Below are 12,512 nucleotides of genomic sequence, written 5' to 3' on the forward strand. Positions count from 1 at the left end.
ATTGTGACTACAATCGATTTAAACTGTGATTTAGGAGAAAGTTTTGGAGCTTATAAAATGGGGAATGATGATGAAATTCTTCCGTTCGTTTCCTCTATAAACGTTGCTTGCGGTTTTCATGCGGGTGATCCGTCTGTTATGCGTCAAACTGTTGAAAAAGCTTTGGAGCATAACGTAGCGATAGGAGCGCATCCTGGATTTCCTGATTTAATTGGATTCGGTAGAAGAAACATGAATGTTTCAGCAAGTGAAGTATACGATTATGTTTTATATCAAATCGGCGCATTAGACGCATTTGTAAAAGCGGCAGGCGGGAAAATGCAGCATGTAAAGCCGCATGGTGCCTTATATAATATGGCGGCAACGGATTCGAAAATTGCAGATGCAATCGCTAAGGCAATTTATCATATGAATCCGAGTCTATCGCTTTACGGATTAGCAAATAGCGAGGCGTTTATACAGGCTGCAGAAAAATACAATGTAACTCTCGTACAAGAAGCGTTTGCGGATCGTACATATAAGCAAGATGGAACGTTAACGAGCCGTACAGAAGAAAATGCACTTATAAAAAATGAAGACGAAGCGATAAAGCAAGTGCTTCAAATGGTGAAAGAAGGCTATGTAAATTCGGTCAATGGAGAGGAAGTAGCAGTTCAGGCGCAGACGATTTGTTTACACGGTGATGGAGAAAAAGCAGTACAATTTGCGGGAAAAATATACAGAATATTCGAACGTAATGGTATTTCTATTTGTGCACCGAAATAAAAAATAGGGGGAAGTGCTGGGATGATTAAATTAATCGGAATACTACTTGTTGCAGTGGGCTTTTTATTTAGATTAAATACACTTTTAGTAGTTATGGTTGCAGGTATTGTTACGGGGATGGTTTCAGGATTAAGTTTTTATGATGTGATCAGCATGTTCGGTAAATTTTTCATAGAAAATAGATATATGTCTATGCCAATTATATTAACTTTACCGGTAATCGGAATTTTAGAGCGTTACGGTTTAAAAGAAAGAGCAGAAGCACTTATAACGAAATCAAAAGGAGCAACAACTGGAAGAGTATTAATGTCATATTTTACGATAAGAGAATCGTCAGCAGCACTAGGGCTTAATATTGGTGGGCATGCACAAACGGTAAGACCGCTCGTTGCACCGATGGCAGAAGGGGCCGCGCAAGGTAAATACGGTAAACTTCCTGAAAAATTAAGAGAAAAGATTAAAGCAAACGCAGCTGCTGCGGAAAATACAGCTTGGTTTTTCGGAGAAGATATTTTCATCGCAACTGGTGCTATTTTATTAATGAAAGGGTTCTTCGATTCAGTAGGTATGCATGTGGGTGTATGGGATATGGCACTTTGGGGCATTCCAACTGCAATATCTGCACTTATTGTAAGCTGGATTAGATTTAGAAGGTTTGATAAATATATAGAGAAAACAATGAAGGCAGAAGGAAAAGAAGAGAAGGAGGCAATCTAATATGAACATCATCACAATGGATACAATCTATTATGTATTAGGGATAATCGTTGCTTTTATCGCTGTTCGTATCGCATTCGATCGTGAACATCCCAACAGATTCGGTTCTAGTTTATTTTGGGCATTGTTTGCAGTTACATTTTTATTCGGAAATGTAATTCCTTCGTTTTACGTTGGCTGTATCGTGCTCGCTATGGTCGTTTTAGCCTCGCTAAATAAAGTAACAAAATCAGAGGAAAAAGAAGTTCCAGTACAAGAGCGTGTAAAACATGCTGAGAAATTAAAAAATAAAATTTTTATGCCTGCACTATTAATTCCTATTTTTACAATTATCGGTACGTTGACCTTAGGGAAAATTAAATGGGGAAATGTCTCTCTTGTTGATCCAGATAAAGTAACATTAGTTGCATTAGCGCTTGGTGCATTACTCGCATTCGTTGCGGCGATGCGTATTACAAAATCAAAAATAACAACGCCTGTACAAGAAGGAAGCAGACTATTGCAAGCTGTCGGCTGGGCTGTAATTTTACCACAAATGTTAGCAGCACTTGGCGGTATATTCGCGAAGTCTGGCGTTGGACAAGTTGTTTCAGATTTAGTCGGACAAGTGTTACCGACAGAGTATCCGTTCGTTGCTGTTATGGCGTATTGTTTAGGAATGATGCTTTTCACAGTCGTAATGGGAAATGCATTCGCAGCGTTTGCCGTTATTACTGGCGGAATTGGTTTACCTTTAATTGTTCAAATGCACGGTGGGAATCCAGCAATTATGGCAGCACTCGGTATGTTTGCTGGATATTGCGGAACGCTACTTACGCCAATGGCAGCAAACTTTAATATCGTTCCGGCGATGCTTTTAGAACTAAAGGATAAAAATGCAGTTATTAAAGCACAAGTACCAATTGCTCTTTCAATCTTTATTATCAATATGTTTATTATGTACGGCCTTGTATATCGTTTCTAATTAGGAGGGAAAACTATGAAAACAGTATTATTAACAGGATTTGATCCGTTTGGCGGAGAAAGCATCAACCCAGCTTGGGAAGTAGCAAAAAGTTTGCATGAAAAAACAATTGGAGAGTACACGATTATTAGCAAACAAGTCCCAACGGTATTTCATAAATCAATAAAAGTATTAAAAGAATATATAGAAGAACTAAACCCTGAAATGATTATATGTATCGGACAAGCTGGGGGCAGACCAGATATTACGATAGAGCGTGTCGCAATTAACGTTGATGATGCAAGAATTGCTGACAATGAAGGGAATCAGCCCATAGATGTGCCAGTTGCAGAAGAAGGACCAGCTGCTTATTGGTCTACACTTCCGATGAAAGCAATCGTAAAAAGACTGCAAGAAGAAGGTATACCAGCTTCCGTTTCACAAACAGCAGGTACATTCGTTTGTAATCATTTATTCTACGGTCTCATGCATGAACTAGAGAAGCGTGATAAGAAAATAAAAGGCGGATTTATTCATATTCCGTTCTTACCAGAACAAGCGAGTAAATATCCAGGGCAACCGAGTATGTCACTTTCTACTATTCGTAAAGGGATCGAATTGGCAGTTGAGGTAACGACAACAGTTGAAGTAGATATTGTAGAGGTTGGGGGTGCGACGCATTAAATAAAACGAATTGTACAACACCTTCTGTAAACAACTGGTATAATAAGTATAGGAATATACATAGAGGTGATTTTTGTGCAACAATTTGAAGAAGTACGTTCAATTTTAGAAAAAGCGAAGAAAATTACAGTATTAACAGGCGCTGGTGCAAGTACGGAAAGTGGTATTCCAGATTTTCGTTCAGCAAATGGATTGTATGCTGATGCGAATGTGGAGATGTACTTATCAAGAGGGTACTATAACCGAAGTCCGAAAGAATTTTGGAAGCATTATAAAGAAATCTTTCAAATTAATACGTTCCATCAATATAAACCAAATCGTGGCCATCGCTTTTTAGCTGAGCTAGAAGAACAAGGGAAAGATATTACGATTTTAACGCAAAATATTGACGGTTTACATCAATTAGGTGGCAGTAAGCACGTCATTGATTTACATGGAACACTTCAAACAGCACATTGTCCAAAATGTAAATCAGGCTATGATTTACAGTATATGATTGATCATGAAGTACCGCGCTGTCAGAAGTGTAATTTCATTTTAAATCCAGACGTTGTTTTATACGGAGATACACTGCCGCAATATCAAAATGCGATGAAACGTTTATATGAAACAGATGTACTTCTCGTTATGGGAACGTCATTAAAAGTACAACCTGTCGCTTCATTCCCGGAAATCGCAAAGAGGGAAGTAGGAGCAACAACTATTTTAGTAAATGAAGAGTTAACAGAACAGGAATATAACTTTGATTATGTTTTTCAAAATAAAATTGGTGAATTTGTTGAAGGATTATCTTCAATGAAATAAGTTATCGAAAAAACTGAGGTATCCGCCTCAGTTTTTTATTTGAGTAATCACTGTTTTAAGCCATATGAAAACATTTTGATAATGTAGTAACCACATCTCTATAATTTATAAAAATCAATTTGCCCCATTTTTCTTTTAGAATAATATTCATGTTATTGTGCATTAAGGGAATGGTAATAAATAGGATAATTAATTAAAAAACTGAAAATTAAATCTTTTATTTCTTTTGTAATTAATATAAAATTCTATATATATCATATAAATAAATTTGATACATAATGATTTTGCGTAGAAATGTTAATAGAATGAAGCGAGGGAGCGAAATGAGACAGAAAAAGGAGCAGAAGAAACAATCGAAAAAGAAAAAGACTCATATTCCTTTTCGGTTAAATGTACTATTTTTTATTGTCTTTCTTTTATTTTCAGCTATTATAATTCAATTAGGTAAAGTACAAATCATTGATGGAGAAACGTATAGAAATGAAGTAAACAAAAAGGAAGATGTAACGGTAAGCACTCCCGTTCCTAGAGGGAAAATGTTTGATCGGCAAGGTCACGTTATTGTAAATAATAAACCATTGCGAACCGTTACATATACGAAAATGAGAGGAGTAGACTCGAAAGAAGTTTTACAAGTAGCAAGAGATTTAGCCAAGCTGATTGAAATGTCGCAAGAGGACATGGATAAGTTAACAGAGACAGATAAGAAAGATTTTTGGATGCAGTTAAATGAAAAGCGGGCAGCAGCGAAAGTAACGAAAGAAGATGAGAGTAAATTTAGAAAGCAAGAAATAGAAGGAAAAGAATTAGATAAAAAAGTAGAAGAACTGCGCCGGGAAAGAATTACACAAGAAGAATTAAATGAGCTTTCAAAGGAAGATATAGAAGTATTAGTAATTAAAAGCAAAATGAATGCGGGATATAAAATGACACCGCAAATCGTTAAAAAAGATGTAAGTCAAAATGAATATGCTGTCGTTAGTGAAAGATTGGCAAGTTTACCGGGGGTAGATACGACAGTAGATTGGGAACGAGAATACCCAAATGATAAAATACTGCGCTCTATACTAGGTAGCGTTTCTAATGAAAATGAAGGGTTGCCAAGAGAACAATTAGATTATTATTTAGTTCGTGATTATAATCGAAACGATCGTATTGGTAAAAGTTACATTGAAAAACAATACGAAGATGCACTACATGGAACGAAAGAACAGTCTAAAAATATTATGGATAAAGCAGGGAAAATTGTTCGAACAGAAAAAGTGACCGAAGGAAAAAGTGGAAATAACTTAATGTTAACAGTCGATATGGATTTACAGAAAAAAGTAGAGGGAAGCCTTGAAAAGAATTTACGAGCTTTTCATGCTGCAGAGCCGATGATGGATCGTGCGTTCGTAGTAATGATGAATCCGAAAAACGGTCAAATTTTATCAATGGCAGGAAAGAAAATTGTAAATAAAGATGGCGGTATGCAAATAGAAGATTATGCATTAGGAACGATGACAAGTTCTTATGAGTTAGGATCAACTGTAAAAGGTGCTACTTTATTAGCTGGATATCAAACAGAAGCGATTAAGCCATATACACATTTCTTTGATGCACCAATGTATTTTAAAGGAAGTTCTAAGCCGAAGAAATCGTGGAAAGAATTTGGGGATATTGATGATTTAAGAGCTTTACAAGTTTCATCAAACGTTTATATGTTTAATACAGCTTTAAAAATGGCAGGCATTAATTATGTCCCAAATAATCCATTAGATATTAAACAAGAAACATTTAATAAAATGCGCTACTATTTTAGACAATTTGGCCTAGGTGTGTCGACTGGTATTGATCTGCCAAATGAAGCAATCGGTCAAGTAGGTAGAACTGATAACATACCCGGATTTTTACTTGATTACGCGATTGGACAGTATGATACATACACGCCGCTTCAGCTTGCTCAATATATTTCCACAATTGCAAATGGCGGTTACCGAATGAAACCACAAATTGTACAAGAAGTTAGAGAGCAACCGAATAGACCAGAGGATGTAGGAAAAGTCGTTCGGTCGATTGAACCAGTTGTATTAAATCGAGTGGATATGGACACTTCGTACATTAATCATGTAAAAGAAGGGTTTAGAAGAGTTTTTCAAGAAGCTGACGGAACAGGTACCGGAACGTTTAAAGGTTTACCATATAAACCAGCGGGAAAAACAGGAACAGCTGAGACAGTATATGGTGGAGAAAGTGATATTGGAAGAGATGAGAATAACAACCGAAAAAAATGTTATAATTTAACTCTTGCCGGTTATGCACCATATGATGCTGATCCGGAAGTAGCTTTTTCAGTTGTTGTACCATGGGTGAATGATGATAAATCAGGAATTAATTCTGCGATTGGTAAAGAGATTTTGGATGCGTATTTTGAATTAAAAACAAATAGATCAAATACAAATTCAATTCCAGTAGAACAACCGAACAAGGCACAGTAAAAATAGTATCACTGCATGGAAACATATTGTGCAGTGATATATTTTTTGAGTTAAAAAGCGCTTTATAAGGTGGGAATGGATATGAAAAAGGAAATTAAGAGAGGCTGGGGAAAGTACATACTATTTATATTGGTGATGGTAATAGGCTACCATTCTTTTACTTTATGTAAAGTGGAAGGGGAATCGATGCAGCCGACTTTATATGAAGCAGATTACGTATTTGTAAATAAAGCAGTAGTACGTCTTTCTAATTTACAACGCGGAGAAATTGTTATTATAAAGGAAGCGGATGAATCGAAATATTATGTGAAACGTGTAATAGGGCTTCCGGGTGATGTAATTAACATAACGAACGGAAAGGTATATGTGAACGATAAAAAGCAAGAAGAACCATATACGAACAAAGATTTATTTAACAACACACAAGTGTTTTATAACTTTCAAAAGACAAAAATTCCGCCAAATAAGTTATTTGTAATGGGAGATAACCGCGAAGTAAGTAGAGATAGTCGAAATGGCTTAGGATATATTGAAGAAGATAACATAATTGGCAAGGTGGAATTCGTATATTATCCTTTTTCAAAAATGAAAATGATAGAATAAGTGGGGGAGAAGCAAAACCCCACTTATTAAAGTTTCACTTTATTTTCTTTAAAAAACCTTTTGGATTAAATGATATGAAAAATTTATGTTTAGACTCGTCGATTATGAAGTTATTATTTTTAGTTAAAAACTCATCCACAGCCTCCATCGGACCAGGACCCCAATCGGGAAGAAGCGGATTTCCATTAATGGAGGTATCTTCTACAATCATATAACTGCCAGTAGTGACGATAGATTTATATAGTAATAGTTCTTTGGATACATGCTCTTTACTATGATCAGAATCTAAAATAACTAAAACCACATCATCAGGTTTGCGCATGCTTACTATTGTTTGGACGGCCTGCACAGAAACAGAAGAGGCTGTTAAATACGTAATCCGATTATGTGATGGCCGATTTGGCTGCGGAGTTATATCGATAGTAAGTACGTGACCTTTTCCAATTAAATCTAACATAGAAGCTAAATACAGTGCACTACCACCGTGAAAAGTCCCGCATTCAATAATTAAATCGGGCTTTAATTCATAAATAATTTCTTGATACAAAAAGAGGTCAGAGGGAAGTTTACAGATTGGAACTCCGAACCAGTGTGTATCGTTTAACCACACGAGGCTGTTGTAATATTGGTTTAGAAATTCATTGCTTATATTATCGATTTTAAATTCTCCTTTCTAAAAAGGATTCTCTCGTTTGACGTAAAGTGTTTACGCATGAAAGTTGTACTATATATTATGTAGTAAGGAATTGTAAGGCGAGTGTTTTTACTTGAAAATAAGCCAAATAACTCATGTGGAAAATGAAAGGAAATGATTGTATGTACAAATACACAATTTGTTTTATTAGAAAAAGCGATAAAATACTGCTATTAAATAGAAATAAAAAGCCGAATATGGGGATGTGGAATGGTGTTGGAGGAAAAATAGAAGATAATGAAACGCCATACGAAGGAATAATTAGAGAAACGTTTGAGGAAACGGGTATAGAACTTTCAAGTGTAATGTATAAAGGGACTGTTGGTTTTAAAGGTAAAGATGAGCCCCAGGCTAGTGAAGGAATGTATGTGTTCGTTGCTGATTTGCCAGATGGAATGCAAATGAATACACCATTTCGTACGGCTGAAGGATTATTAGAATGGAAAGAAATTGATTGGATATTAGATGGTGATAATAGAGGTGTTGTTAGCAATTTACCAAAATACTTACCGACAGTATTAACAGAAGAAAATAAGTTAAAACATATATTCACGTATGATAACCGGAATATTATTCATTACACAACTGCATGTTTGACAGAAGATGATGCGAATAAGCGATATGAAAAACAACTCATTTCTCAATAGAAGAGGATAGTGAAAAAGCACGTTTTTGCTCTCATTATATATGCGAGGTGATTATATGTTTCAGAAATACAATTCATTGGTCAGAATTGTAATATATATGATATAACTTTTCTTATGGTGAAAGAGTAGAGAATATACGTAAACGGAACAAAAAGGAGGTGGCTTTGCCACCTCTTTTTGTTAGCTACGAATCGCCTTAATTATAAATCGATGTTGATTCACATCTAAATATCCTTTTTGCAAAATAATCTCATGTATACGATATAACTCCTCAAAGTACTTTTCGACAGTAAAATCAGGAATTTGCCACGGAATTGCTTTTAAATAATAGATGATAGCGCCAATATCATAAAAACGTTGGAAAGGGAATTCTTCTTTTGCTGCTAAAATAGTAAATCCATTTTGGTTTAACTCACTGCATGCAGTTTCGAGAGACCAATTTGCAAACTCACTATTTAGAGGCGTACCCAATTGTTCATTAAGTTCAACGCAATCAAGACCGCCAACTTGTTGTGTAAGAAATGTTCCATTAGGAGAAAGTATTCTATTTACCTCAGAAGCAGAATAGGATTCATGTTGATTCAGAATGAAATCAAACTGTTCATTTTGAAATGGTAAAGCAGTATCATCACTTACTGCCACAACTGTAACCCCTAAAGGTTCTAATTTCTTCTGAGCAATTGGCACGTTTGGAGCGTAGCCCTCAGTAGCGAATGTAGTTGACGGGAACGGTTGTAACATAGATAAAAACTCTCCGCCACCAGTACCCATATCGAGCATTGATTCTGCACGTTGCATAAGCTGAAAAGCAGTACTGCCGTACGACCACGATAATGGCTCGCTCTTCATTCGACCCGTTTCTGAAATGAAAGAAAAATCCCAGCCACTAAAGTTTGTATTTGCACTTTCTAATAAAGTTAAAAATAATGGATCACGTTTCATAAATTTGTCCTCCTATTTTTTAATGGATAATATGATGAGAAAAGAAAAAGGGAGGACCTCTTATTAAAATGAAGCAGTTTTATGTTTCATGTTCGAATAGATTCATATAAATTCGCTCCTTGTGAGAATGGTTATTTATATATTCGGGATAAATAAGTGGAAATCCTTTGATCAAGAGCTAGGGAATTTAGTAGATATGACTAAGGAAGTTCTAAATCGCTTGGAAAGCATGATAAGTGATAAAAATATATTAATTGGAATGCACCGAGAGAAATAATCGTTATTCACGAAAAAATATAGATGGAGGAAGCTTTGTTAAACCTGTTGAAGAATGCAATAGAACATTCTAAACCAGGTGGTAACATAATGATTTAGGTCAAAAATTCTCCAATCTATATCGAACTAGTGATCCAAGATTTTGGAGAGGGAATTTTAGCTGAAGAATTACCTCATATTTTTGAACGATTCTATAAATCAAGTAGTTCTAAAAAGCTTGGCTCGAATGGAATTGGGTTGGCACTTGTCAAAGCTATTATTTAGGCTAACTAACATATTGTATGTTTCAGTATCTATTTTATAAAAAAGAAAATAGATGTAACGGTCCTCCTTTTAATAAAAAAATCCTATAAAAATATAGTGCTCTTAAAAAATTTTGTTACAAATTTGTTTTGTTTGACTTTAAAAAAGGAAAGTAATATTTATTTGTAGAAAATTTTTAAGGATAAAAATAGGATGAATATCCATGGTAAGAAAAAGGGGGCACTTAAATGTTAACAAATGATTTAGATTTTCGATTAGAACCACGTTTAAAAGAACTGTATGAACAACATAAAATAAGAGCGCAGAAGATAGACTGGGCTTATCATGAGTTTTTACCATGGGATAAGGGAATGGACTTTAAAAGAGTTCCTTGGGATGAAAGTCAAGTTACTCTCCCTTCTGGTGTAATTACGGCCATTGAAACAGCTTTATTAACAGAAGTGAATTTACCATGGTTTACAACGTATTTATCTGCGACTTTTAAAGGTTCCCTTTCTGTTATTACAGACTTTATTCATACTTGGACCTCAGAAGAGGATCAACATTCGAATTTATTAGAGACATATTTACTACTCACTCGAAGTGTAAACCCTAAACGTATACATGAATTAAGAAAATCAGTCGTTGAGTGTGGATTTGAGCCTGATTTTCATACACCAATCGAAGCCATGACATATACGACGCTACAAGAACTTGCAACAATGGTGTTTTACAATAATGTAGCTAAGGTGGCAAGTAAGCATGATCCAGATCTTGCTACATTATTACGCCGTCTTGCAAAAGATGAAACACTTCATTATGCGTTTTATCGAGACGTTATTCGAACACATTTAGAATTGGAACCAAATTATTGCTACCATATTGCCAATGTGATTAGGAATTTTAAAATGCCAGGTGCCGTCATGCCTGATTTTGAAAATAGAATGGCTGTGATTGCAAAAGAAGCAAACTATGGCCCACTACAATATTTTGATCAAGTACTTGATGTAGTGGTTGAGTATTGGGGGTTAAAAGATTTACGACCAATTGCCCCTCTAGCAGAAAAAGCAAGAATTGAGATTTTGGAGTATCATATAAGATTGAAAAAAATACGGGATCGATTTGGCCGTTTTCAAGGGGAAATTGATCTACGTTAATGGGTGGAGATTTCAGGATATACGCGTATGGATTCCCTTTTCTTTTATTGGAAATCTCGAACGCTCTTTGGTATTTTACGGCTGTTTTACTTGATTTAACTTTTGAAGAAAAAAGTAATTGACACCTAAAATAAACTTGTGATATTATTAAATATTTGATAAAAAATAACATATGTGTTAAGCTTGAAAAGGTTACCACATATGGAGGTGGATTATATGTTTCAAATTGGCGATAACATTGTTTATCCAATGCACGGAGCAGGTATAATTGAAGCCATAGAAGAAAAAGAATTCTCAGGGGAAAAACAACAGTATTATGTCATCAAAATGTCAATCAGTAATATGCAAGTCATGATTCCTACGGGTAAAATATTGAATTCGAATATACGCCCAGTTACTGATATACTTGCATTAAAACACATTATACACATTTTTCAGCATGAAGAATCATGTAAATTACTGCCGTGGAAACAAAGGCATAAAGTGAACACGGACAAAATAAAAACGGGTGAAATACAAGAAGGTGCTGAAGTTGTACGCGATTTAATGCGTATGAAGAAAGAAAAAACACTGAATACAAGTGAAAAAAAATTGTTGGATGATGCATATAAGTTTTTGGTCAGTGAACTAGAATTAATTAAAGGAATCACTGAAAATCAAATAAAAAGTTTCTGTTAAGGTTTATTATAGATAATGTATTATATCTCCCGAAAACATCCTGAATTTTTCGAGAATATGATGAGTATTAAAAGTAAATCATTTCAAAGACATTCAATTTCTTCAACTCACTTTTAGAGTAGGAACCTCTTTTGTTATTACTTCAATCTAATCCATTTTTATTTTTAAATTTATTTTACGAACATTCGAAGTTTCATTAAATAACTCGATTAAATAGTCACTTGATTTTTGCAATCCTGATTCACACTGGCACGGACAAGGAGCCGTAAGGATGAAAGAGAGGTAGGGCTTTCATTGTTTTAGGTAATATACTATCTAAGTCATTATTTCTAGAAGAAAAAACAATCAATCTCACCGCCAGCTTTAAGAGTTCCTTACATCTACTGAGACAGTGAATAGTAATTGTTTATCTTCTTTACGTAAAATTGATAAACGAACTGGTAACACCATATGGTAAACTACAAAAAATGGTTTCCAGACCAAGAAACCATTTTTTATTTTATTTACATAACAATAGTAAATTAAGCAGTAAGAAGGAGTCCGCACATGAAAAAAATGTTAACAAAAGAATTAAGTAATGAATTAAAGAAGCGAGAAGGGATTATTTCTATTACAGTTGAGCCTTATGAAAAAATCGAAGTTGGTGGAATTCGTGTAGATGGACCAGCTATTATTCTAATTAATCAAGAATAGGTAAAAATAGTTGCATGCAAGGAGAAAAGGATCAGCCTTTAAGAAAAGGGGGATCCTTTTTGCTTGCTGCAGCTAATATGGGATATACATAACTTTTATCTGATGTGTTGGGGTTAAAAGGAAGGAGAGGATGGAGATTATCATGGTGGAAAGCTTAATATTGGTAGGATTTCTTTTTACGTTATATAA

Annotated in this window: 13 protein-coding genes and 1 pseudogene; 12 read left to right on the top strand and 2 right to left on the bottom strand. The window is 34.9% G+C overall.

What is annotated here, in order from left to right:
• Positions 1 to 3 precede the first annotated feature (3 nt).
• From pxpA to lepB, 7 genes are all read left to right on the top strand, one after another.
• Complete coding sequence (gene pxpA, locus DN403_RS24795; protein ID WP_000207324.1) at positions 4 to 765, top strand: 5-oxoprolinase subunit PxpA; 762 nt, start codon at positions 4 to 6, stop codon at positions 763 to 765.
• A gap of 21 nt (positions 766 to 786) precedes the next feature.
• Entirely contained in the window at positions 787 to 1,482 is a 696-nt protein-coding gene (locus tag DN403_RS24800) for a DUF969 domain-containing protein (protein WP_000593392.1), read from the top strand.
• A 1-nt stretch (position 1,483) separates the two neighbouring features.
• A complete protein-coding gene (locus DN403_RS24805; RefSeq protein ID WP_001021658.1) occupies positions 1,484 to 2,446 on the top strand; it encodes a DUF979 domain-containing protein in 963 nt (320 codons plus the stop codon).
• A 15-nt stretch (positions 2,447 to 2,461) separates the two neighbouring features.
• Positions 2,462 to 3,109, top strand: a complete 648-nt coding sequence (gene pcp, locus DN403_RS24810) for a pyroglutamyl-peptidase I (protein WP_000859749.1) — start codon at positions 2,462 to 2,464, stop codon at positions 3,107 to 3,109.
• Between the two features lie 75 nt (positions 3,110 to 3,184).
• A complete protein-coding gene (locus DN403_RS24815) occupies positions 3,185 to 3,913 on the top strand; it encodes an NAD-dependent protein deacylase (RefSeq protein ID WP_001183806.1) in 729 nt (242 codons plus the stop codon).
• Between the two features lie 323 nt (positions 3,914 to 4,236).
• Positions 4,237 to 6,390 (top strand): peptidoglycan D,D-transpeptidase FtsI family protein, encoded by a 2,154-nt coding sequence (locus tag DN403_RS24820; RefSeq protein ID WP_001249189.1) that lies wholly within the window; start codon positions 4,237 to 4,239, stop codon positions 6,388 to 6,390.
• An 81-nt stretch (positions 6,391 to 6,471) separates the two neighbouring features.
• On the top strand, positions 6,472 to 6,993 hold the full coding sequence (gene lepB / locus DN403_RS24825; protein WP_000711484.1) for a signal peptidase I: 522 nt from the start codon (positions 6,472 to 6,474) through the stop codon (positions 6,991 to 6,993).
• Between the two features lie 34 nt (positions 6,994 to 7,027).
• Here the strand turns inward: lepB and DN403_RS24830 are convergent, their stop codons facing one another.
• Complete coding sequence (locus DN403_RS24830) at positions 7,028 to 7,651, bottom strand: cephalosporin hydroxylase family protein (RefSeq protein WP_265736909.1); 624 nt, start codon at positions 7,649 to 7,651, stop codon at positions 7,028 to 7,030.
• A gap of 158 nt (positions 7,652 to 7,809) precedes the next feature.
• On the opposite strand from DN403_RS24830, the gene DN403_RS24840 reads away from it, so the two are divergent.
• Positions 7,810 to 8,334: an NUDIX hydrolase gene (locus DN403_RS24840; RefSeq protein ID WP_000280180.1), complete on the top strand. Its 525-nt coding sequence runs from the start codon at positions 7,810 to 7,812 to the stop codon at positions 8,332 to 8,334.
• A 180-nt stretch (positions 8,335 to 8,514) separates the two neighbouring features.
• Here the strand turns inward: DN403_RS24840 and DN403_RS24845 are convergent, their stop codons facing one another.
• Complete coding sequence (locus DN403_RS24845; protein WP_149185851.1) at positions 8,515 to 9,276, bottom strand: class I SAM-dependent methyltransferase; 762 nt, start codon at positions 9,274 to 9,276, stop codon at positions 8,515 to 8,517.
• A 163-nt stretch (positions 9,277 to 9,439) separates the two neighbouring features.
• On the opposite strand from DN403_RS24845, the pseudogene DN403_RS32230 reads away from it, so the two are divergent.
• The 4 genes and pseudogenes from DN403_RS32230 to DN403_RS24865 all read left to right on the top strand — a co-directional run.
• A pseudogene (locus DN403_RS32230) lies at positions 9,440 to 9,813 on the top strand (sensor histidine kinase); the annotation flags it as partial.
• 230 nt (positions 9,814 to 10,043) lie between these two features.
• A complete protein-coding gene (locus tag DN403_RS24855; protein WP_000957093.1) occupies positions 10,044 to 10,952 on the top strand; it encodes an acyl-ACP desaturase in 909 nt (302 codons plus the stop codon).
• Between the two features lie 216 nt (positions 10,953 to 11,168).
• On the top strand, positions 11,169 to 11,630 hold the full coding sequence (locus DN403_RS24860) for a CarD family transcriptional regulator (RefSeq protein ID WP_000486293.1): 462 nt from the start codon (positions 11,169 to 11,171) through the stop codon (positions 11,628 to 11,630).
• Positions 11,631 to 12,176: 546 nt separating this feature from the next.
• On the top strand, positions 12,177 to 12,323 hold the full coding sequence (locus DN403_RS24865) for a BC1881 family protein (protein WP_000738546.1): 147 nt from the start codon (positions 12,177 to 12,179) through the stop codon (positions 12,321 to 12,323).
• Positions 12,324 to 12,512 lie beyond the last annotated feature (189 nt).

Source organism: Bacillus sp. AY2-1 (assembly GCF_008368965.1).
GTDB classification, from domain to species: Bacteria; Bacillota; Bacilli; order Bacillales; family Bacillaceae_G; genus Bacillus_A; species Bacillus_A thuringiensis_S.